Annotated in this window: 23 protein-coding genes and 3 pseudogenes; 5 read left to right on the forward strand and 21 right to left on the reverse strand. The window is 42.8% G+C overall.

Annotated elements, in window-relative coordinates; all coding sequences use genetic code 11:
* Positions 1-3: 3 nt before the first annotated feature.
* From V8Q34_RS18020 to V8Q34_RS18055, 9 genes and pseudogenes are all read right to left on the reverse strand, one after another.
* Positions 4-1,173 (reverse strand): O-antigen ligase family protein, encoded by a 1,170-nt coding sequence (locus V8Q34_RS18020; protein ID WP_335836040.1) that lies wholly within the window; start codon positions 1,171-1,173, stop codon positions 4-6.
* A 39-nt stretch (positions 1,174-1,212) separates the two neighbouring features.
* Positions 1,213-2,406 (reverse strand): radical SAM protein, encoded by a 1,194-nt coding sequence (locus tag V8Q34_RS18025; RefSeq protein WP_335836066.1) that lies wholly within the window; start codon positions 2,404-2,406, stop codon positions 1,213-1,215.
* Positions 2,407-2,553: 147 nt separating this feature from the next.
* Positions 2,554-3,627, reverse strand: a pseudogene (locus V8Q34_RS18030) (glycosyltransferase); the annotation flags it as partial.
* Positions 3,628-3,630: 3 nt separating this feature from the next.
* Positions 3,631-4,752, reverse strand: coding sequence for a glycosyltransferase family 4 protein (locus tag V8Q34_RS18035; RefSeq protein ID WP_335836041.1), 1,122 nt, complete (start codon positions 4,750-4,752; stop codon positions 3,631-3,633).
* A 203-nt stretch (positions 4,753-4,955) separates the two neighbouring features.
* Entirely contained in the window at positions 4,956-5,135 is a 180-nt protein-coding gene (locus tag V8Q34_RS27560; protein WP_418436094.1) for a transposase, read from the reverse strand.
* 177 nt (positions 5,136-5,312) lie between these two features.
* Positions 5,313-5,672 carry a hypothetical protein gene (locus tag V8Q34_RS18040; protein WP_335836042.1) on the reverse strand — a complete coding sequence of 120 codons (360 nt, stop codon included), beginning with the start codon at positions 5,670-5,672 and terminating at the stop codon, positions 5,313-5,315.
* The gene (locus tag V8Q34_RS18045) at positions 5,669-6,427 is read right to left on the reverse strand and encodes a transposase (RefSeq protein WP_335836067.1); all 759 of its coding nucleotides are present in this window, start codon (positions 6,425-6,427) and stop codon (positions 5,669-5,671) included. The genes V8Q34_RS18040 and V8Q34_RS18045 overlap by 4 nt, the downstream gene beginning before the upstream one ends.
* 27 nt (positions 6,428-6,454) lie before the next feature.
* A pseudogene (locus V8Q34_RS18050) lies at positions 6,455-6,595 on the reverse strand (ISL3 family transposase); the annotation flags it as partial.
* 388 nt (positions 6,596-6,983) lie between these two features.
* A complete protein-coding gene (locus V8Q34_RS18055; protein WP_335836043.1) occupies positions 6,984-8,360 on the reverse strand; it encodes a sugar transferase in 1,377 nt (458 codons plus the stop codon).
* A gap of 764 nt (positions 8,361-9,124) precedes the next feature.
* Here V8Q34_RS18055 and V8Q34_RS18060 point away from each other — a divergent pair.
* Positions 9,125-9,451 (forward strand): helix-turn-helix domain-containing protein, encoded by a 327-nt coding sequence (locus V8Q34_RS18060; RefSeq protein ID WP_033142803.1) that lies wholly within the window; start codon positions 9,125-9,127, stop codon positions 9,449-9,451.
* Positions 9,452-9,619: 168 nt separating this feature from the next.
* Positions 9,620-9,763 (forward strand): DUF3789 domain-containing protein, encoded by a 144-nt coding sequence (locus V8Q34_RS18065; RefSeq protein WP_118594115.1) that lies wholly within the window; start codon positions 9,620-9,622, stop codon positions 9,761-9,763.
* 83 nt (positions 9,764-9,846) lie between these two features.
* Here the strand turns inward: V8Q34_RS18065 and V8Q34_RS18070 are convergent, their stop codons facing one another.
* From V8Q34_RS18070 to ylxM, 7 genes and pseudogenes are all read right to left on the reverse strand, one after another.
* Entirely contained in the window at positions 9,847-10,608 is a 762-nt protein-coding gene (locus V8Q34_RS18070) for a 4Fe-4S binding protein (RefSeq protein ID WP_335836068.1), read from the reverse strand.
* A pseudogene (gene trmD / locus V8Q34_RS18075) lies at positions 10,600-11,292 on the reverse strand (tRNA (guanosine(37)-N1)-methyltransferase TrmD); the annotation flags it as partial. The gene V8Q34_RS18070 and the pseudogene trmD, both read right to left, overlap by 9 nt.
* 76 nt (positions 11,293-11,368) lie before the next feature.
* Positions 11,369-11,878 (reverse strand): ribosome maturation factor RimM, encoded by a 510-nt coding sequence (rimM, locus tag V8Q34_RS18080; RefSeq protein ID WP_033142801.1) that lies wholly within the window; start codon positions 11,876-11,878, stop codon positions 11,369-11,371.
* Positions 11,879-12,051: 173 nt separating this feature from the next.
* Positions 12,052-12,282, reverse strand: a complete 231-nt coding sequence (locus V8Q34_RS18085) for a KH domain-containing protein (RefSeq protein WP_018597481.1) — start codon at positions 12,280-12,282, stop codon at positions 12,052-12,054.
* A gap of 21 nt (positions 12,283-12,303) precedes the next feature.
* Positions 12,304-12,549 carry a 30S ribosomal protein S16 gene (gene rpsP / locus V8Q34_RS18090; protein ID WP_033142800.1) on the reverse strand — a complete coding sequence of 82 codons (246 nt, stop codon included), beginning with the start codon at positions 12,547-12,549 and terminating at the stop codon, positions 12,304-12,306.
* Between the two features lie 33 nt (positions 12,550-12,582).
* Entirely contained in the window at positions 12,583-13,929 is a 1,347-nt protein-coding gene (gene ffh, locus V8Q34_RS18095) for a signal recognition particle protein (protein WP_033142799.1), read from the reverse strand.
* Between the two features lie 3 nt (positions 13,930-13,932).
* Positions 13,933-14,277: a YlxM family DNA-binding protein gene (ylxM, locus tag V8Q34_RS18100; protein WP_033142798.1), complete on the reverse strand. Its 345-nt coding sequence runs from the start codon at positions 14,275-14,277 to the stop codon at positions 13,933-13,935.
* Between the two features lie 153 nt (positions 14,278-14,430).
* On the opposite strand from ylxM, the gene V8Q34_RS18105 reads away from it, so the two are divergent.
* A complete protein-coding gene (locus V8Q34_RS18105; protein WP_335836069.1) occupies positions 14,431-14,853 on the forward strand; it encodes a Uma2 family endonuclease in 423 nt (140 codons plus the stop codon).
* 83 nt (positions 14,854-14,936) lie between these two features.
* Here V8Q34_RS18105 and V8Q34_RS18110 read toward each other — a convergent pair whose 3' ends face one another.
* Complete coding sequence (locus V8Q34_RS18110; RefSeq protein WP_335836044.1) at positions 14,937-16,325, reverse strand: MFS transporter; 1,389 nt, start codon at positions 16,323-16,325, stop codon at positions 14,937-14,939.
* 166 nt (positions 16,326-16,491) lie between these two features.
* On the opposite strand from V8Q34_RS18110, the gene V8Q34_RS18115 reads away from it, so the two are divergent.
* On the forward strand, positions 16,492-17,142 hold the full coding sequence (locus tag V8Q34_RS18115; protein WP_033142795.1) for a TetR/AcrR family transcriptional regulator: 651 nt from the start codon (positions 16,492-16,494) through the stop codon (positions 17,140-17,142).
* A gap of 200 nt (positions 17,143-17,342) precedes the next feature.
* Here V8Q34_RS18115 and larE read toward each other — a convergent pair whose 3' ends face one another.
* Together larE and larC are read right to left on the reverse strand one after the other, a co-directional pair.
* Positions 17,343-18,161 carry an ATP-dependent sacrificial sulfur transferase LarE gene (gene larE / locus V8Q34_RS18120; protein WP_148392794.1) on the reverse strand — a complete coding sequence of 273 codons (819 nt, stop codon included), beginning with the start codon at positions 18,159-18,161 and terminating at the stop codon, positions 17,343-17,345.
* Positions 18,158-19,510 carry a nickel pincer cofactor biosynthesis protein LarC gene (larC, locus tag V8Q34_RS18125; RefSeq protein ID WP_033142793.1) on the reverse strand — a complete coding sequence of 451 codons (1,353 nt, stop codon included), beginning with the start codon at positions 19,508-19,510 and terminating at the stop codon, positions 18,158-18,160. The genes larE and larC overlap by 4 nt, the downstream gene beginning before the upstream one ends.
* A 333-nt stretch (positions 19,511-19,843) precedes the next feature.
* Between larC and V8Q34_RS18130 the strand changes: the two genes are divergently transcribed.
* A complete protein-coding gene (locus V8Q34_RS18130; RefSeq protein ID WP_148392796.1) occupies positions 19,844-20,959 on the forward strand; it encodes a DUF362 domain-containing protein in 1,116 nt (371 codons plus the stop codon).
* Between the two features lie 120 nt (positions 20,960-21,079).
* Here the strand turns inward: V8Q34_RS18130 and V8Q34_RS18135 are convergent, their stop codons facing one another.
* Both V8Q34_RS18135 and ilvA read right to left on the reverse strand, forming a co-directional pair.
* Positions 21,080-21,718, reverse strand: a complete 639-nt coding sequence (locus V8Q34_RS18135) for a hypothetical protein (RefSeq protein ID WP_335836045.1) — start codon at positions 21,716-21,718, stop codon at positions 21,080-21,082.
* Positions 21,719-21,723: 5 nt separating this feature from the next.
* Positions 21,724-22,935 carry a threonine ammonia-lyase gene (gene ilvA, locus V8Q34_RS18140; protein ID WP_033143386.1) on the reverse strand — a complete coding sequence of 404 codons (1,212 nt, stop codon included), beginning with the start codon at positions 22,933-22,935 and terminating at the stop codon, positions 21,724-21,726.
* Between the last annotated feature and the right edge of the window lie 11 nt (positions 22,936-22,946).

Genomic DNA, 22,946 nt, shown 5'->3' on the forward strand with positions numbered 1-22,946 from the left:
TCCTCATTTTTCTTCATCTGTTTGCTTTATTTTCGTCAAACTCTCTATTAGGAATACATAACCTAAAACTGTACATAAATATGTGTAAAACATATTCATATTAGCCGTAAAAAACCAAATAAAAAAAACGAAATAAACTACCCACTTTTTTTCACTCATCTTCCAGAGTCTTCTTCTAAACAAGCTATAAATCACTTTTAGATATAGCAGAATTCCCAGTACCCCATATGTAAGTAATAGCTGTATAAAATCATTATGTGCCCAGATTTTAGCTCCAATAGCAGTTTTATTTACTTCATATACAAAATTGAATCCAAACCCTAACAGTTTATTCCAAAGGCTTCCGTTTCTAAAAGCATTAATGTCAGCTTCCCAAAAAATTGATCTTCCACTTGTGACAGTTCCCCAAAGATCAAAGTAGCTATTACTTGAGTATGAAGTAGCTGCTATTTTTTGCATCATTGATGAATTTACTAAAAATACAAGGAACAACAAAACCAGTGGCAATAAGCTCAAGCAAAACATATGTTTATTGTAAAAAAATTTATACCATACTATTAGAAAAAGAAGTAAACCTACTAAAAGATATGTACGTGATCCTGAAGAAAAGAAACAAAACATAGGAATAATTGAAAACCAAAACATTTTTCTATTCTTTTCAATCATCATTACCATTAGAATTAACGCCAAAATATAAAATGCAGTAGGGCACAATCTAAATGGATCCCCGGTAAACGAGGCAAAATATGTACCTCCTCCCCAGACCTGGGTATATGATAAAGGAAATGCAATTGACACAACTATAAAAAATGACCACAAATAAATAATGCGCTTTATACTTTTTATGTTTTTCACCGCTAGATCATAGAAAAACGCACCATTTTCACATATAAAATTATAAAATATTACTATAAACGGAAAATAAAAAATATCATTTATGCTTTGTAACGGAAATGATGTCGAAAATAGTGCTATACACTCCATTAACATTACTATCGAAAGCAAAGCAAAAAAACGAGCACTTATTCCTCTTCTTAAGTACATCGTCATCTGCACTGTCATTAGCAAAATAAATAATATCTTATTAATTGGTCCTATGTAACTTTGAAATAAAGTAAACAAAGGAAACAACAAGATTAAGTTTATATACGAATTATTTATGTTTATTTTCATGTAATTTTCCTGTCCAATTCCCCTTTATCGTATTTCTATTTACTTCTTCATCTGCTCCGCAATATCAGCATCTACAATTTCTTCTCCAGATCTATCCTTCAACAATTCCAAACTTGTAGCACTCAATCCATTATTAATAGTTGCATACATATCACAAGTACTGCATTTATCAAGCTCTTCCTTTGTCACAACTCCAGTCTTATAATCTCTTACAATTTTATTCTCATACATTGAGTATTTTTTTGTCTTAAAAAATCTCAAGAACTTATGCTTAACAACCCATAAAGCAGGTTTCCAAATATATTTATGCATTGCTGGAGATACAGAACCAATCATCCAGCAATCTCTATCGCAACATTTTACTTTATTTCTTACTTCTTCTGCTTCTTTACTATTCCAAAGTTCATTCCACCCCTGTTCATTAAGATTCCCCATAACTTCTTTATCTCTAGTTCCATTGCATGGCATTACATCGCCGTAAGGATCAATAAAGAATGTATCAAAACTCATATCGCATGGAAGTAATCTCTTCTGTCCATAAATATAGTTAATTAAGCCATGATTGAAATATGCTCTAAACCATTTCTTAGGACTATTTGATTTTAGTAATTCATTAACAAGTTTTTCAAACTGCTTAGCAACCATAGGTCTGTTTTTAATAATATTTTTAGCTTCTACGAAATAGAAGGAGTTATGTAATGAAGCAGTTGCAAATTCCATTCCCATCTCATCAGATAATTTATAAAGAGGAACCAAGTCTTTACAATTTGCATCCTGAACAGTCATTCCAAATCCAACATCCTTCATACCCATCTCTCGAAGCTTTTTCAAAGTTGTATATCCTTTATTAAACCCATCATCTAATCCACGAATTTTATTATTCGTATCTTCAAGACCTTCAATAGAAATACGAATACCTATATTAGGAAACTCCTTGCATAAATCTACAATTCGATCGGTAAAGAAACCATTTGTTGAGATAACAATACGATCACTTTTTTTGTAAAGTTCCCTTACAATATCTTTTAAATCAGTTCTAATAAATGGTTCACCACCTGTAATGTTGGTGAAATACATTAGAGGTAACTTTTTTATTGTCTCAAGTGATATTTCTTCCTCTGGTTTGGATGGTGCTTTGTAACGATTGCACATATTACAACGCGCATTACATCTATATGTAACAATTAAAGTACCATTTAATTTTTTTGTCTGTTTATCGGTTGATTTCTTCATGTTACTTGCTCCTTTATTTTTTCCAATATATATTTTTAATAACTTGTCACAATATTGTTCAACATTATCAAAATTAATTTCCGAACAATTTTCACTATATTTATCCGTAAGTTCTTTCTCATTCCAAAGTTTTCTAACTATTTTTTTCAATGCAGTAATGTTTCCACTTTCGAATAATTCTCCAGTTTTTCCTTCTTGAATCAATTCAGGAATCCCACCAATATTTGCACCAACTACAGGTGTTCCATACATCTGACTTTCCATCACTGAAAATGGACAATTTTCATACCACTCTGATGGATAAACAGAAAATCTTGCTTCACATATAAGTGTTTTAAGTTCTTCTCCCGTTTTAAATCCAACATTTTTTATATTGGAAATATTGCTCATTTCCTTCTCAAGTGGTCCTGTCCCAGCAAAAACGAACTGAACATCTGGCAGTTCTTTACATACCTTAATCAGTGTACCTATGCCTTTCTCCTCAGAAAACCTACCAAAATATAAAACATAGTTTTTCTTCTGAGTATCTTTCCCCTCAACCTTATCAATAAAATTATGAAGTGCAATTGTTTTCTTTGCAAACAATGGATTAGTATCCATCTTTGTCTTCATAAATTTAGAACAACATATCATTGAATCAATATATTTATAAGCTCCATTTATTTTCCAGAATGATGCTTCCATGGTTCCAATTGCTGATTTAGCAGTTGATCCGTGAATACATTTTCCTTTAGCACAGTTAATAAAATGACCACCAACACACTTTTCACAATTCTCATGTGTATTTGGGTTATTCATCATATGATTAGGGCATATTAACTGATAATCATGAGCTGTAAAAACTATTTTACAGCTATGTCCAGTTTGTTTTCTCCACTTCTGAATCTCAAGTATAATGCTTGGTGTTAATTGATAATTAAAATTATTGATATGACATACATCTGGTTGAAAATCATCTAAAACTAAACGAATCTTCTTCCGGGCTTCTGAAGAATAAATCGTCTTAATAGGATAAGTTAATTTGCTAAATTTAGAACCACCATGAAAATCCATATCACTGGTGTATGCTTCTACGCGATTGTTTACACATCTACCTTGGTGTTCCATTCCAAAAAACTGAACCTCATGTCCATGTTCTTGAAGATATTCACCTATTTTGAAAATGTATGTTTCTGATCCTCCATTGGGATACAGAAATTTATTAATCATCAATACTTTCATTTTCTAACCTCTTCCATTGTATAATTCAATAGTTTTCTCTACTACATTGTCCCAATTGTATTTTGTCAAAATGAACTCCGCCGCTTTATCTTTATAATAATGCACCAATTCAGTATCATCGCAGAGTTTTTGCAATGCCAAATATAGGCTTTTCACATCACTCTTTTTGAATATTACTGCTTTATCTTCTACAACTGTTGAACATTCAGCAATATCACTTACTACACAACAATTCCCATAACTCATCGCTTCTAGCAAGCTCAAAGGCATTCCTTCAAGATCTGACGGTAATGTATAGCTATATGCATTACTATAAAGCTCGTCTAACACTGTTCCCTGTACAAATCCTGTAAAAACAATTCGTCTATCACTTTTCGCCATTTCTTTAAGTTCATTCATAAACACTTCTGTATCTGAGCTACCACCTGCTATCACAAGTTTTTTATCTGTCTTCACGTCTTTAAAAGCTTCTACCAAATAACTCAATCCTTTTTCTGGAACGATACGTCCTAGAAATAAAAAATAAGAATCCTTTTCTAATCCCCATCGAGATGAAATTTCATTTGCGGCTCTTATCTTCGGGCGATTAACTCCATTAGGAATAAACCTTGTCTTGCGACCATAGGTTTTCATAAAATAATTTTGTACGCCTTCCGACAAAACAATAATCTCATCTGCATACTTTACAGCGACTTTTTCGCCCAGCATGATATATGTACTAGCAAATCTACCCCATTTTGCACGCTGATGATCTAATCCATGTATTGTAGCAATACAGTTCTTTCCTAACAATTTGGGAAGCCATAACATTGCACATGGTCCCTCTGCATGAAAATGAACAACATCATACTTTCCAAAAGCAGCACGAAACGATGCGCTTACTGACGCCGACATTGCAGCTAAACCTTTTTTATCAATCGTAAAAACTTCCTTCAACTTAACGCCCTTGAATAAATTTAATTTTTTATCATCAAATTTTTTTCCACTCACATGATGTCCTTTGCGATTATAGCAAGTAACCTCATGTCCCATTTTAATCATACGTGTAGATAATTCCTCTACAACAATTTCTATTCCACCTTCACGTGAAGGAATACGTTTATGTCCTAGCATCGCTATTTTCATTTTATCTTTATCCTTCATAATCAATTTTTAATGCATATTGACTTCAACAGAATGGCCCTATAAAAACAGGGCTATTTCACTTTTGTTCATTTTCTCGGATAAAAAACAAGAACGAAACACTGAATTTATCAGCCTTTGACCTCCTTGTTCCTATTATGCCAAATGCTTGTTATAACGCATTCTTATTTTATCTCCATCTCCAATCATACAATGGATATACCGTTTGAAAATGGTTCTTCCGCAATTATCCGTAAATAGGCTTCTGCGTACATTAATTTTGCTACCAACAGGAACTTGCTACACCTTCCGTACATCGTACGTTTTACTATTTTAAGTTTGCTGTTAGTTCCTTCTACAAATCCATTCGATAATGTACTGGCCACTGAATTTTAAACAGCATCAAGGTCTTTTTCCAAACCTGTGGCGAAACAGGCAATCTTTTTTAATTCTGATGTTTTATATTTCCCAATATACAAATACAGCAGTGCCATATTTTTCTTCTCGTATATTTCACGAAATTCCCGGATGTAAGCCATAAGCTCCCTGAGTTTTGAGTATATCTACAATAAATATGCCTTATGGTTGCCTGTAAGTTCTGCCCCCATCCACAGGAAGCGGAACATACTGCTTCTGGATATATGGTCATACTTTTGCAATTCTTTCTTTTTTTGCACTGCTTCAGCAGAAGAACTCTTGTAAACAGCTATATCAATCTGAAACCGTTCTATAATTTTGTTCATAAAGTCGTAAGCCACAGTCTGTCCGCCTTTATAGCCTTTTGCAAGGATGCTGCGGTATACGTCTTTCCGGCTGATTCCGGCATTTAATGACTTGATAACATAATCGTAGAACTGATCCATGCCGCTACGGAAATCTTTCCGACACAAGGCCTCATAATCCCCATTCAGATACTTTGTCACCGTGTTCCTGCTGCAATGCAGCATCTTAGAAATTTGCCTTTTACTGTATCCGGCAGAATCGTATTCGTAGATTGCCTTATAAAGCTGTACACTTTTTTCATTATATTCAATGACATTATCCACACAGCATGGCGTTTTTTACCGATTTCTTCCTCACTGGTGTTTTCTCTGCTGTCATAATCTGAAAGAATCCTGATGTCAACAGGCAGTTCGGAATTCACTGTGTTTTTTATTGCTTCCAAAAGATTCTGGTGGATATGGAATCTGTCTGCAATCTGCATGGCATCCGGCAATATCTCGGTTATTGCAGAAGAATAGACACTTGCCCGGTCTCTGGCCACTGCTTTTACATGCTTGTTCTTACTGAGCCATTCCTTCAGGGTATTGCCGTCACGTCCATCCAAAATTGCAACCGGATGATGTGTGGCTTCGTCTACAATGATTGTCCCATAGGTGTACCTCTTCTTAAACGCAAAGTCATCCACTCCGATGATGCTCCCGCATTCTGCTTCCGGCTGCATGGAATATCTCTTAACCAGTAAACGAATCACACTGTCGCCGCTGGTTCTTAGATTCATGGCACGGCAGATTCGCACACAGCCCTCGCAGCTTGTCTCCTGGGCCAGTGTGCATATAAAATCTGTGCAGCGATCTGTCATACAACTGTAATAGTTTAAGAATCCGTTAATATTTTCAGCAAAGATAGTCATATCACAGGATGGGTTATCACACTGATACTCATATGTATTTACCAAAAGGTATGTGCTCTTCCCTAAAATTGGAAAGTCTTGTATCTTTCTTTCATATGTTCCGTGCCTATGTTTGGAAACAGTACTGCATTTTGGGCATTTGCAGCTCTTGGAACGGGCAAACATTTTAACAAAGATTTCTTTGTCTCCCTGGCAAATCTGGGCAATTTCCATTTCTTTCGGATAAAATATCAATACCGTATACGGATAATACGGAAGACCCCTTTTACACCGTAATACTCAGTTCCTAATAACACTTTATTACCACTGAATGGCCGTTAAACATGGCCATTTATAAATAACTTTCTTTATACAAAAAACTCTGGGGTGATGAGTTTCACATTGTCAAATTGCTTTTCCTAATCCCCCAAAGTAGTATTCATCTGTAATTCTCTATTCAATCAATATCCTAACAGCTTACCTCTCCTATACTCTGTTATTTTCTATCCTCTAATCACTTTTTCTCGTTTCAATTTCTTACTGAATTTTATTTATTTATTACTTATCTAATAAGTCAATATCACATCGACCCCTCCCCTCTAAAAACAACCAAAACCGTCTTCTACAACAACTTCATATCCAACCCCAAACTCCAATCCGTAATATACCCGGTATCCAACTCCACAACCTTCTCAAAATCCGTAATCCCACTTCTCCCACTAACCTGCCACATCCCGGTAATCCCCGGCTTAATTGCCAGTCTCTTCCTATGATGCACCTCATACTTCTCCCACTCATCCACAGTCGGCGGTCTTGTCCCAACCAGACTCATATCACCTTTCAGAACATTCCAAAACTGCGGAAACTCATCCAGAGAAGTCTTTCGGATAAAATTCCCGATTCCTTTAATGATTCTGGGATCATTATCCATCTTAAACATCAGGCCATCCTGAATCTTATTCTTCTCCATCAGCTCTTTTTTCCGCGCCTCGGCATCCATATACATAGAACGGAATTTATAAATCTTAAACTTCTTCCCATTCTTTCCAACCCGAATCTGGGAAAAGAACACGGGTCCCGGTGATTTTATCTTAATAATGGGCGCAATAAATACAGTCAATATCCCTGTCATCAGAACACCGACAAATCCCCCGACAATATCCATAGCCCTTTTCAAAAACATATCCCTGGGTGAAGCCATTTTAATACTGCTGGAAAGCACAGTATATCCTGCCATTTTCTCCACGATCTGGTTATTGCCCAGCACTTCCAGCTTAGCCAGCTTCATATGTATCGTCACGCCCATGCTGGCGCAGCTCTTTATCATCTCATTCGGTATAACCGTCTCCTCTGAAGGATTGAAAAACACTTCATCCACCCAGTTCTTCTGGATATAAGAAACCATACTGTCCTTATCCGCCACAACAGGCACACCCAGAATCTTCTTGCCGGTCATATGCACATCTATAATAGCAATCCCATCCAGGTATAAATTCTCAAAATTATTCCTCAGGATAGTCTTCACCACTTCAGATGCCACATCCGCAGACGTCACCAGCAGCAGAGAACGCTTCCCTTCCTGCTTATCCACTCTTCTCTTAATATTCTGTTTCCACGCCAGTCTTGTAACATAGGACAACACAATATAAATGCCCCACATGCTGATAAAAATAACGCGGGAATATGTAGAGGACTGCTTCACAAAAAACAAATACACCAGCATAGTAGCTATAATATAAGTCACATGTTTAAATACAGCCACAAACTCTTTAAAATAGCCTCTCCTCAAAATACCGCTGTAACTTTCATTGAAAAAAACAACGACAAAAAAGATAAAAAGCAGGATAATCTCCACATCACGATAATTATCATCGGACAGCCGGAACATTTTCCCGTTTCTAAAGACATAACTCAGCAGAAATGAAACTTCCATACAGATTAAATCCAGTATGATGAAATCCAAATGCTTTAACCAACTACTTCCATTTTTCTGATACATAACTAACTCCCAAATCCCTCAATGATTTTGCCGCTTTTCGCAGCAATCGGCAGAATTATTTTATACGATCATACGAAAACTTTGTACATTCATCCCAGCCGTATAGGAAAAGCTGACCACTCCACCCTGTAATTCTAGGGCTGTATCGACACGGAGCGCCAGCCAATAATCACTTATTTATTCCTTTGTTCCTGTACATTCTAACGCGTTTGACATATTATGTCAAGCAACAGGATGCATCTTTTGTTATACATCTGTTTTCGGATTAATCTAAAATATTTCCAACAGGTTCCGTTTTCTCTTTAAATAAACACAAAAGCCGGCATATTTCCTTATGTTATCCGGCTTTTTAAAAAATAATCCATGAATCATTCCCCTTCCATTCGTCATATTAACATAACTGAACCGCTACGCCATTTTTCTTTCTCACGTAATGAAAATCCCATTCTGCCGGGGGCAGAACGCAGCACACGCATCTGCGGCAGCCTCACGAACGACACAGCACTTCATAAAGCAATTTTTTTCGACGTCCCATTTGCATAAAAAACAGCACTTTCAGAATACTATCTATAATAACCAGTTAAAAAGTGCCTGTAAAAAAATTACATTTTATTGTAACTTAGATTTTATCTTCTTATAGCAGTAATGAAAACGAACCTTGAGCACATTTTTTATCTCCTTACAGTTCATTTTTTACCGTTTTATTTCTGGTATCGTAGTCAAAGGGATATTTTTCCATAAATAAAATATACGGAGGACAAAAAATGAAGGAAATTGACAAAGTTTATGTAGGAAAAAGGATACAGCAGCAACGGGAATTACTGGGATATACCCGGGAGGAACTGGCTGAAAAGGCGGATATCACACCACGCTTCTGTTATGATTTGGAACTGGGACAAAAGGGGATGTCCGTGGACACTCTGTGTAAGCTGAAATCCGCACTGCATATTAATATTGACTACCTGCTCTTTGGAGAACAGAAGGCTCTGAATGATTTAAACTCTATCAAAATACTGATTGAAACCTGCCCCTCGGATAAACGCACCTTTTTGATCGACATCATCACCTCATATTTAAAGGCAGTAAAATAACTTCAAAACTTTCCCCTTCACTGGTTCCAGATAATTTATTGTAAATATAAATCTGTCAGATTATCCATCTAATATTCTTATTACTGAATAAACATCCCATATTTGCAATATAATATATATTAGAATACCTGTTCACAAATATTATAAAAGAAGGGCTGGGTTTATCCTATGATCGTTTTTATCGCTGTATCATTCCTGGTCGGCTCCATGTTCGGAATTCTGTTAATGTGCCTGGTTCAAATCAACCGGCTTCACGGGGACCCGGAACCTGGCAGCAGCCTTCCGGATGACTATTCTGACGCTAATATGTGACGCAAGTGAAAACAACAGACAAGCTTCACAAAAAAAGCACCGGAAGCAGAGTTTAATACTATGCCTCCAGTGCTTTCACTGAATTAAAACCACTCTATTTCACGTCTCTCCGTATAATTGGATTCCAGATATTTCTGAACCTCCCCACAGTCATAGCTTCTGGCTTTGGCAGGACAGACTCTCGCACATCTCATACAGTTGATGCACAGACTTTCATCCACCTCATAGGTCTCCTTATCGATGGCGGCAACCGGACATTTCTGCACACAGGCCTGGCAGCCATTGCACTTATCCCCATCCCAGAATTTTGCCACCGGTTTCATCTGCTTTGGTTCCGGTTCAGCTTCTCCGGGAAGCTCGACGGGGCCATGGAACTCCTCCTCCAGCCGTTTCTTTACTGTCACCGCAAACTTGCGGAAAATCTGCATATCTTCCTCATCCGGGCGTCCGGTTCCCAGTTTATCGGAATAAATATGAGGAATTACAGGCGCCACTGCTCCAATGCAGTAAAATCCCCTGTCCTCCAGTATTTTCTTCATCTGCGCCAGTGTATGGTCATAATGGCGGTTGCCGTATGCTGCCATTAAAATACACGGCGTATGGGACCCCTGCAGGTTTGTAAACAGCGCCTCATGCAATCTGGGTAGCTGTCCGCCATAGACAGGCGCTGCGGCAAGCAGCAGGTCCTTCTCTGTAAAGCTGTGTTTTTGTTTTCTCAATTTTCTTCTTGTCAAATCCAGATACTGTGGATTTTGTGACAGCATACCGGCCAGCATCTCCGCTGCATGTTTTGTTCCTTCTGTGGGGCTGAAATACGCCACGGTCAGGGTCTTGTTTTTCTCCATAAGATCCGGTCTCCTCTCTTTTGTGCGCCTGAGGGACTGCTCCCATCTCCAGGCTTCAATTTTATTATGGTCACCGGTCAGCAGAACCTTTGGCACCTTTTTATCATGCCAGGTCTCAGGCCGCGTAAAATGAGGATATTCCAGCAAGTTGTCCTGCATGGATTCAAACTGGGCAGATTCCTCGTTGCTCAAAACGCCCGGTACAAAACGTGAAATGGCATCGATCATAACCATAGAAGCCAGTTCCCCGCCGGTGAGCACATAATCTCCAATGGAAACATAATCCGTCACGATTTCCTCCAGGACACGCTCATCTATGCCTTCATAATGCCCGCAGAGAAAGATAAGCTCCTCCTCCTGGGCAAAATCCTCCACCATTGTCTGGTTAAATACCTTTCCCTGTGGTGTCAGATAAATACAGCGGGGTTTTCTGCCCTTTTCTGCCGCCAGGGATTTCCCGGCAACGGAACAATAGGCCCGGTAAACCGGCTCTGCCTGCATGACCATACCGGCGCCTCCGCCATATGGGTAGTCATCCACCCTGTTATGTTTATTATCGGAAAAATCCCGGATATTGACTGTCTCCAGAGATATATGTTTCTCCTTCATGGCCCGGCCGATGATGCTGGTATCCAGCCCCTGCCGCACCATATCCGGAAATAGGGTCAACACATGAAAATTCATTGTAATCTCCATTCCGCTGCCCAAAAGCAGCACAAATAATATCTGTATCTAATCAGCCGCCAAAGCAGTCACCTGTTTAATCCAGAAGTCCGTCCATCAGATGTATCTCCATCCTGTTTTCTTCAATATCCACATCCAGAATACACTCGTGTATGGCAGGGAGCAGCACTTCTTTCCCTTCCCCTGTCTCTACAATATAAACGTCATTGGCTCCGGTCTCCATCACATCCTTCAGGACACCGAATTTCTCTCCGTTTTCCAGGTAAACATCAAGTCCGATAAGATCTGCAATGTAATACTCGTCCTCATCCAGGGGAATGGCCTGGTCTCTGGTCACATAAAGACTTCTGCCTTTGTATTTCTCTATGTCATTGATGTTGTTGATTCCTTTGAATTTCAGGATCGCGTACTGTTTAAAATATTTGACATTCTCAATTTCCAGTTCTATATACTCCCTGCCTGTATCCAGCAATACGCTGTCCAGGTCTTCAAATCTATGCACATCATCAGTGGTGGGATATACCTTGACCTCCCCGCGGATTCCGTGGGTGGTGGTGATCACACCTGCCTGTAATAAATCTTCCATGATCAAATTCCTTCCTATTATAAAACATCACGTTATTGCGGTCCTCTTTGTAATGAAAAAAGGGGGCTGATGCAGTAAAATTTACCGCGACAGCTCCCGCTTACACAGAACGGATATCATCCGCCGTATTCCTCGCCTGTACCGAAAGCCGCCCCGAAAGGCAGCCGGTCCAGTTATTGTAAAATATCTACGACTACTTTTTTGTCGCTTTTGGAAGATGCAGCTTTCACTACGGTACGGATTGCCTTGGCAATTCTTCCCTGACGGCCGATGACTTTGCCCATATCTGCCGGAGCCACTTTCAGCTCTACCAGAACGGCATTGTCCTCTTCTGTTTCTGTTACCGCAACTTCATCCGGATAATCTACAAGAGACTTTGCAATTACTTCTACTAATTCTTTCATTACAAGCTACCTCCCGGAATCCTATTTTTCGATACCAGCCGCTTTTAAGATTTTAGCAACAACTTCTGTCGGCTGTGCACCGTTAGCAAGCCACTTCTTTGCTGCTTCCTCGTCTACTTTGTAAACGCTTGGGTCCTGGTTCGGATCATATGTTCCAATCTCTTCGATGAATTTACCATCTCTCGGGGATTTGGAATCTGCAACGATGATTCTATAGAAAGGAGCCTTTTTCTGTCCCATTCTTCTTAATCTGATTTTTACTGCCATCTCATTCACCTCCTGGTTTTTTTCTTCTATATGTTAAAAGGGAAGTTTGAATTTTCCTCTTTTACCACCTTTGCCGCCCATAAGTCCGGGCATCTGTTTCATCATTTTCTTGGCCTGTTCAAACTGTTTGACCAGACGGTTGACTTCCGCCATATCCACTCCTGCCCCTTTGGCGATTCTCGCTTTTCTGGATGGGTTCAGGATCTCCGGATGAGAGCGCTCTCTGGGTGTCATGGATAAGATCATGGCTTCTTTTCTTGCCATATCTTTCTCATCTACCATGCTGTCGATATCTTTTATCTGACTGCCCATACCCGGTATCATGTTCAGTACACTGGATAAGCCGCCCATGTTTTTCATCTGGTTCATGCTCTCCAGATAATCGTCAAAACCAAAGGAATTCTTCCGGAACTTCTGCTCCATCTCCTTGGCTTTTTCTTCATCCAGATTGGCCTGTGCCTTCTCAATCAGGCTCATCACATCGCCCATTCCCAGAATACGGGATGCCATACGGTCCGGATAGAACTGTTCCAGATCCGAAAGTTTCTCTCCCATACCTACGAATAAAATGGGTTTACCGGTGATTGCCCTGATGGATAATGCCGCACCGCCTCTGGCATCGCCGTCCAATTTTGTAAGAACTACGCCGTCAATGCCGACTTTCTCTCCAAAGGTCTCTGCCACATTTACTGCGTCCTGACCGGTCATGGCATCAACTACCAGAACAGTCTGGTCCACTTCAAGGGCTTCCTTGATGTCTGCAAGCTCTTTCATCATATCTTCATCAATGTGAAGACGGCCTGCGGTATCCAGAATCAAAACATTGAATTTTTCTTTTTTCGCATGCTCGTATGCTGCCTTGGCAATATTCACAGGGTTCTGCTTATCGCCCATGGAAAATACTTCCACGCCCTGCTTTTCTCCGTTCACCTGTAACTGCGTGATAGCTGCCGGACGGTATACGTCACATGCTGCGAGGAGAGGTTTACGTCCTTTTGACTTCAGCTTGCCGGCCAGCTTCGCGGTTGTGGTTGTTTTACCTGCACCCTGGAGACCAACCATCATGATAACAGTTATCTCACTTCCCGGCTTTAACAAAAGCTCTGCAGTTTCGCTGCCCATCAGATTGACCAGCTCTTCATTTACAATCTTGATCACCATCTGGCCCGGATTCAATCCTGACATGACGTCAGCACCTACTGCCCGCTCCTGGACGGATTTCATGAACTGTTTTACCACCTTGAAGCTTACATCAGCCTCCAGAAGTGCCATTTTTACTTCTTTCAGCGCTGCTTTTACATCGGCTTCGGTCAGACGGCCTTTTTTTCTCAAGTTTTTAAATACATTCTGAAGTTTATCGGTTAAGCTCTCAAATGCCATCTGCTATAACTCCTCTAATATTTCCTGGGAAATGTGTTCCACTTCTGTGACCAGCTCCTGTTTACTCATGGCCTCACAGTGTCCGGTCAATTCCCGGATGCGGTGGATCTTTTCCTTAATGTTCACAAACTTCTCCACCAGATGCAGTTTGTCCTCATAATCCTGCAGGATCCTGCCGCAGCGCTTCACGTTGTCATGAACACCCTGCCGGCTGATTCCCAGCTCTTCGGCTACTTCGCTCAAAGAATAGTCATTCAGCACTACATCCTCGTATATTCTGCGCTGATGCTCTGTTAAGAGTTCACCGTAGAAATCGTACAGTAAAGTCTGTTCTACAATTTTTTCCACTCATCATCACCTTGTGTATCATACAACATCTTTCTTAAGGTGTCAAGTGTTTTTTCTTTACAAACTTTTGTTCTCCCGCTTTTATCTTGTCCGGGCTGAACTGGTTGCGGTCAAATCTATTACCAGGCCGCACCCTGCCGGGTACACCAAAGAATTTTAGATGAACTACACACTGCCATAAATAATTATATCAAATCAAAAGCCGGTTTCTGTGAGGTCTACCCTGCCCCATTCGCTGTTAAATTATATGAGGATAAGAAAACCATCGTTGAACCTGATATAAGCGTCATATATAACCGTGACAAGCTTACAGACCGGAGTTGTACCGGGGCGCCGGATTGGATTATTGAAATTGTTTCGCCTGGTAATTCCAGTCATGACTACATCCGGAAGCTAAACCTGTACGTCGACGTAGGAGTTAGGGAATATTGGATCGTGGATCCGATCACGCAGACAATCCTCGTGTATAACCTTGAAGAAACTCACTTCCAAGTAGGTACTTACACATTCCACGATAAAATAAAAGCAAATATATATGATGATCTGTGGATTGACTTTTCAGATATCAGGCTTTGATCATTGTCCGATTATGGTAGCAGGCGTTTTCATTCCCTGAGTACCTCCCGCTCAACGCCAAAGGAAAGCTGTCTGTTTTTTCTCTATTCCATCTGTTGTTTGTTTTCCGCCTTGCGCTGTGACAGCTCCTCATGGATCTTTTCCATTTTCTTCTGACTCAGATCATAAAACACAAGCAGCACTGCCCCCAGGATCAAAAGACCTGCCGGAAGTCCCATGGAGATGACACGGATTCCGCGTATGACCTGTTCGGTGGGTTCTGTATTTGCCACATATCCCACCATGGAAAGCCCGAAACCGGCTATGGCGGTGCTGAATACCGCAGCGATCTTGATGGAGAGCTGGAACATGGAAAAGTAAAGGCCCCTGGCATTCTTCCCGGTCTTCCATTCCCCGTAATCCACAGTGTCCGCGTACATGGAGGTATTCACCACATTTCCCCAGGAATATCCGATGTATCCCACGGAAATCAAGGCAATGATCGCGGTGACGCTGCTGCTGAACAGGATAGCCAGAATCATTCCCGCTGCCAGTACAAGATTTCCGGTGATATAAGCGTTTCGTTTCGATAAAAATCTTGTGACAAAGGGCACGCTGCTTGCCCCCACAAAAGCCAGAATATTGACCACTCCGAAAAACGGAGCCGCGCCGTTGATATCATGCACCACATATTTGAAAAAATAAGGGAACATGGCGTACATGACCAGCATACTTAAGATGCGGGTCACATCTGTCAGAAACAGCAGCATCAGATTCCTGTTCTTTAAGACAAGCCCCAGCATTTCCCCCGCTTTCAGACTGTCTTTTTTTCCTGAATCCCCCGGCATACTCTGAATATCTTTTCCTTTGGAAACCCAGACCAGATTGCCATACAGGAGCACACACACAATCCCCGCCACTATGGAAGCCAGGAAAAAACCTCCGGCATTCATCTCTTTTCCTCCGCCTAATATGGTGATCAGGGGAATCAGCAGAAATCCGGCCAGACATTTTCCCAGGGCATTTCCCTGTCCGCGGAACGTGGAGAGCTGTACACGCTCTTTCTGGTCATTGGTAAGGGATGAATTCATGGATGTATATCCCGTGTAGGCAATGTTTGTGGAGATACAGAACACTGCATAGACGATACAGGCCAGAACCGCCTTTGCCGGCATGGAAATACGATTATTCAAAAACATAAGTGCATTGGTGACGAAAATAAGCGGCGCGCCGATGATCAGCCAGGACCTGTATTTGCCCCATTTCATATGACTCTTTTCTATCACCGCACCGATGACCGGCGGGCTGCAGCTGTCAATGATTCTTCCCACCATCATCAGTGTTCCGGCTGCCGCTGCCGTGATTCCCGCCACATCTGTATAAAACATGAGCAGATATGTATTCGACATGGTGACCATAAAGATAAACCCCAAATCCGCAAGACCATAGGATACCTTCAGATATCCCCCCAGTTTTTCTTTTCTCTTTTCCATTTCATCCTCCTTCTCCGTGTGATTGGCAGTTACTTATTTTCCCTCCTTTCAATTTTGAATATTTTTTATTTTATATAATATTCATTGTAGCAGGTTTCCGTTGTCATGTCCACGTAATCTGTGATATTATGTAAAAAATGGATGTAGAAAAATAAGGGGGGATTTCATGCAGTATGCCAACGGAATATTGACAAAGGAATTGATTTACCAGACCGCTCGCCGGCTGATGTACGAGAATGGATATAAGAAGACCACATACCAGATGATTGCCCAGAAAGCAAATGTACCGGTGGGACTGGTCAATTATCATTTTAAAAAACAGGAACTGCTGGATAAAATATATATGGATTATCTCTGTCAAATCCAGAATTTTATTGCCGCACAGGCAGAGGGACTTCTCGACAATGAGCTGCAGGCTCATATGCTGCAGTCCAACATTATGATGACACAGATTTTTCGCGATTCCCATATCCTCTCTTTTCACCTGGAGGTCAATGAGAGTGATCTGGTTCCCCCTGCCTTCCATGGGGCAGTCAGAAAAAAACAGGTGGAAATACTGAACTATTTTCATGTGGATATCACACCGGAATCTTATTACTGGTGTGCAGCCGCAGAGTACGGTGCCAGACGTGAACTGATCCTGCAGAACAAAGATGTGGATATCAACAGCAGTGATTTCCGGCGGCTGTTGGATCTGCTGCCCACCATAGCAGTCCGGATCGCCGGATTAAGCCCCGCGATCATTCAGAAGAACCAGGAAAAGGCCAACCGGGTCTTTGCAGGGCTTGACTATTCCGGGATTCTTATGCTTCCCTGAAACAAAGCAGGATGACGTTCCCTGCTGCCGGACGCACAACGAGGGTACTGTGAGATATCACAGTGCCCTCGTTTTTTTGATATTTATATTTTCTTTTCCATTGCCTATATCATATACTATTTCTTCACGGCCTGCAAGCAGAAACGTATATTATTTTTCGACTCTTGTCTCGGGCTGCTGCTTTTCACAGATCAAGCCAGTCAAGAAAGCGTCTCATCCATACTTCCGCTTCGGAATCCTTCCATATCCAATGTAATATAAGAAAATCCTGTCTGTTTCAATCTGTCTGTTATCTCCTGCCTCTTTTCTATAAATGCAGAAAAATCAGATACAGGAATCTCAATCCTTGCAATATTGCCGTGCAGGCGCAGTCTCACCACCGGAAACCCTGCCTGCTTCAGATATGTCTCACCGTCTTCGATCTTCCTTAAGATATCCGGCTGCAGATCAGCCCCATAGGGAAGGCGGGTGGCAAGGCAGGGGGCTGCGGGGCGGTTTGCCACGGAGATTCCCAGCTTCTCTGCAAGGCTTCTCACCTCTTTTTTTGTAAGACCCGCTTCGGCAAGAGGACTTTTTACCCCCAGCTCACGTACTGCCCTAAGGCCCGGTCGGTATACATGGAGGTCATCCTCATTGGTTCCCTCCAGGACTGCCGCCGCATGGACCTTCCCGGCAAATGTTATGAGGTTTTGGAACAGCATTTTCTTGCATTGGTAGCATCTGTCCACCGGATTGTGTTGAATAGCAGAATTATCCAGCTCATTGATAAAAATCACCTGATGGATGGCCCCCATCTCTTTTGCCACCTTTTTTGCGATATCTAAATCGCAGGACGGGTGAAGCACCGTGTCAAAAGTCACTGCATATATTTTAGTGCCCTCTGCGGCACAATCCACAGCCAGTTTCAGCAGCAGGCTGCTGTCCGCACCGCCGGAAAAAGCGATGCACACATCCCGGTCTGTGTATTTCTTCATAATAGAATATAATGCTTCTTCTTTCTCTGTAAAATTCTGATTCATTTTCCGTCTCCGTTCATTCTCTTATCCGCCGCGTCCACAGCCTCTTTACAGATTTCCGGGAAACTGCGGTCTGCTGTTCTGCAGGCGGCTTTCATATCTTCGTATTCGGGATAAAAAAATTCCTGTCCGTGATGGCTGCATTTCTTAACCCTCACTTCCTGTCCGTCCGGAAGTGTGACTGTGATGATCTCTCTTGGAAGGATGCTCCGCTCCTCCCTGTATTTTCTGAGACCGATACTGGTGGTCTCACGGAAAATGACAGTTTCCATTTTCTCCTCATCCTTCGGCCTGCAGATGACCTGGAGCATGTAGGCAGGACGGTTTTTCTTCATGTATACGGGTATGCAGGAGGTGTCAAGTGCCCCTTCCCGTAACAGGCATTCCATGGCATACCCCAATTGTTCACCGGAACAGTCATCCACATTTGTCTCCAGCACGGTAACAGTATTCAGCGAACCTGCGGCAATTCCCTGATTTGTCTTCACAGCATTATCTGCCCCATTTTTCCTGTTCTCTGTACTGCCGGCCGCTTTTTCCTTTTTTTCGGATACAGCATCTGTATCCGTGTTCAGGATCATGGCACGCAGAATATTGGCATGGGGAAAATCCTTTTTCCCTGCTCCCACACCGACCTTTTCAACCACAAAACGCTCAGGGAGTTTTCTTTCCGCAGTGAGAGCGGCTGCAATTCCCGCGCCTGTGGGTGTGATCATCTCCCCTTCCACCGGCGTAAATTTTACGGGTATCCTGTGGTCAGCCATCATCTCCAGCACAGCGGGAGCCGGTACGGGGATCCTGCCGTGCTGACACCAGGTGGTTCCCTTTCCTTCCCAGAGTTCAGAAGTCAGGATGCTGTCAAATCCCAGCTTGTCCAGACATATGGCTGCGGCTGTTATATCCACTATGGAATCCACAGCCCCCACCTCATGGAAATGCACCTGGTCCACAGGCATTCCATGGACCTTCGCCTCCGCTTCTGCAATGACGTGAAAGATTTTCAGACTCATTTCTTTGACACGGGAATTCAGCTCTGACTGGCTGATCAGTTCACTGATCTCTTTGTAACTGTTGTGGGAATGGCTGTGACTGTGTTCGTGTCCTTCCCCGGGATGGGAATGGTCATGACTATGGCCGTGCATTTCTCCATCCTCTTTCAGTATCACATCAAAGTCTGCCGCTGTGATCTGGTTTTTCTTTGTCCTGGATATTTTGATCTCGTATCCGTCCAGATGCAGCTTGGCAAGCTCCTGCCTCAGATACGCCTCTTCCACTCCCAGGTCCGTAAGCGCGGCCACTGTCATATCACCGCTGATTCCCGAATAACATTCCAGATATAATTTTCTGCTCATCTCGTCTTTTGCTCCTGTCTTCTGTGTATTTTACGATACGGCGCAGGTTTTTCCCTGTAAACCGGTATCCTGATTTTTCTGTTTTCTCTTTTTAGTCTATCACTAGTCTATCACAGACTCTGCCACAACTGCAATTCACTGTTTGCCAAACGTGTGGGTATATTTTTTGCGCTGTTACTTATTCTATCACACTTTCCATGGACTGAAAATGTCAGAAATTGATATATATGCCGGATACTATCCAAATATTGCTTTTTTTTCCATTTTGTCTTGTATCTTATATAGTTAAATGCTAAAATTATCTCCAGAATACATAGATTGGAGGATTAACGAATGACAGCATCTAAAGTGTACTACTCAGACCTTCGTGTAAAAAATGGAGACAACCTGCTGACAAAGCTTCAGCGTTTGATTAAAACGGCCGGCATCGGCGAAATTGATTTTGAGGACAAATACGCTGCCATCAAAATGCATTTCGGAGAGCCCGGAAATCTGGCCTTTCTTCGCCCGAATTATGCAAAGGCTGTTGCAGACGTAGTAAAAGAGCTGGGAGGAAAACCATTCCTCACCGACTGCAACACATTATATGTAGGAGGCAGGAAAAATGCGCTGGATCATCTGGACAGCGCAAACTTAAACGGTTTCCATCCTCTCACAACAGGCTGCCAGGTTTTGATCGCAGACGGCCTGAAGGGAACAGATGAGGAGCTGGTACCCGTAGAGGGCGGCCAGTATGTAAAAGAGGCAAAAATTGGACGTGCAGTCATGGACGCAGATGTATTTATTTCCCTGACTCATTTCAAAGGCCATGAGGCTACCGGATTCGGCGGTACCCTGAAAAACATCGGTATGGGCTGTGGTTCCCGTGCAGGCAAGATGGAGATGCACAGTGCCGGAAAGCCTCATGTAGATCAGGATCTGTGTATCGGATGCAGACAGTGTGCAAAGGTCTGTGCCCATGATGCCCCGCAGTTCGAGAACAAAAAGGCCTATATTGACCACGACAAATGTGTGGGCTGCGGCAGATGTATCGGTGTCTGTCCAAAAGATGCCGTACAGCCGGCTTCCGATGAGTCCAATGATATCTTAAACTGCAAGATTGCAGAGTACACAAAAGCCGTTGTGGACGGACGCCCCAATTTCCACATCAGCCTTGTGATCGATGTGTCCCCGTACTGCGACTGCCATGCGGAAAATGACGCGGCCATTGTGCCAAACATCGGTATGTTCGCTTCCTTTGACCCGGTAGCCCTGGATATGGCCTGCGCTGACGCGGTCAATGCACAGCCGGAAATCAAGAACAGTCTTCTGGGAGAGATGACGGAAGAAGAACATCACCACGACCATTTCCACACCATTTTCCCGGAGACTAACTGGGAATCCTCTATTGAGCATGCAGTGAAAATCGGACTCGGACAGAAAGAATACGAATTGATCACTGTGAAATAAAAAGGAATTTCCCTGTCTGCATAATTGCAGACAAGAGCCACAAAAAGAACGACGAGACGGCTGCTGTCCGGATTACTTCCGGCAGCAGCCGTCTCTTTTTATGCTGTCGCTCTTTTCATGTCACTCTGTATCTCTCACTTCCGCGATTCCAAACAACGCGTCATCCAGCCTTCCAAGCTCTTCCTCTTCAATTGCCAGCCTGCCGTCCTGTTCCTCCACAGATATCTCCAGGGACTGTTCTTCTCTGTACTCCACGATCTCCAGGGAGCTGTCCAGCACCTCTGTGAGCACATCCCCCAGATAGAGCGTTTCCCCGTCTGAAGGAATGCTCTCTGTCTCCAGATAGGAATCATATTCCGCGCTGATGGTTTCCTCCACAGGCAGGGGGCGGTAGGTGACCGTTACCAGATAGCCGCTTTGCTCCCCATGCTTTTTCTGTGCCTCTCCCACCTGGTAATCGGCCTTTTTCAGTATTTTCCTGCATATATCCGTAAAACTGCTGTACTTCTCATCAGAGGAAAAATGCAGTTCTTTTACCCCGGAAATGCTTTTTTCCAGAAGCGCTTCTGACTCTTTTTCTGCCTGGGAAGCGGAGATGCCTGTCAGTTCACAATATTTCTCCGGACTCTTCTGATACCGGTAGTCCAGACATGCCTGAACATAACCGCTCACATCCTCTGTCCTGCGGCATCCTCCCAGAAGCAGGAGGGATGCCAAAATCAGACCGGCAGCCGCAATTTTATTTATGTACCGCCTCATGGTGATCAGAGATTCGCTGTGATCTGTTTCGGGCGGTATCCCTCATCCTCCAGCGCTTTGATGATCTGGTTCTTGTGGTCCGTACCGAATGCCTCAATGGTGATCTTCAGCTCCACAGCCGCGGAACGGTTGGCGCTGATAAACTGGTTGTGGTCCAGTTTGACTACATTGCCCTGCTGCTGGGCGATGACAGTTGCCACACGCACCAGCTCACCGGGCTTATCAGGCAGAAGAACAGAAACTGTAAAGATCCTGTCACGGGCGATCAGACCAAGCTGTACCACAGAGGCCATGGTGATGACATCCATATTGCCGCCGCTTAAGATGGATACCACCTTTTTTCCGGTGAATTTTAAATGTTTCAGGGCAGCCACTGTGAGAAGTCCGGAATTCTCCACGATCATTTTGTGGTTCTCCACCATATCCAAAAATGCCACGATCAGTTCGGAATCCTCAACCGTGATGATCTCATCCACATTTTTCTGGATGTAAGGAAAGATATGGTCACCCGGGCGTTTTACTGCAGTACCGTCTGCGATGGTGTTGACTCCGTCTAATGTCACCACTTCCCCCTCTTTTAGGGATACCTGCATACAGTTTGCTCCCGCCGGCTCCACACCGATGACTTTGATATTGGGGTTCAGCAGTTTTACAAGGGTGGAAACGCCTGTTGCCAGGCCGCCGCCGCCGATGGGCACCAAAATGTAATCCACCAGGGGCAGTTCCTTGATGATCTCCATGGCAATGGTCCCCTGTCCGGTGGCTACTGCAGGGTCATCGAAGGGATGGATAAAGGTGTACCCGTGCTCCTCCGCCAGTTTGTAGGCATACTCGCAGGCTTCATCGTAAACATTTCCGTACAGGACCACCTCCGCGCCGTAGCTTTTGGTGCGCTCCACTTTGATAAGAGGTGTTGTGGTCGGCATAACGATCACAGCCTTTGCGCCAAAGGCTTTTGCCGCGTAGGCAACGCCCTGTGCATGGTTGCCCGCGGAGGCAGTGATCAGGCCTTTGCCGCGCTCCTCCTCAGACAGGGTACTGATCTTATAGTAGGCGCCGCGGAGCTTGTAAGCTCCTGTCACCTGCATATTTTCCGGTTTCAGGTAAACTTTGTTGCCGGTCTGTGCGCTGAAATAGTCGCTGTAGACCAGTTTGGTGTCCTGCGTCACTTTTTTTACTGTTTCCGACGCTTCTTCAAATTTTTCCAGGGTCAGCATAATTTTTCTCC

The sequence above is a fragment of the Blautia sp. JLR.GB0024 genome, from assembly GCF_037000545.1.
In the GTDB taxonomy this organism is placed as follows: domain Bacteria; phylum Bacillota; class Clostridia; order Lachnospirales; family Lachnospiraceae; genus Blautia; species Blautia celeris.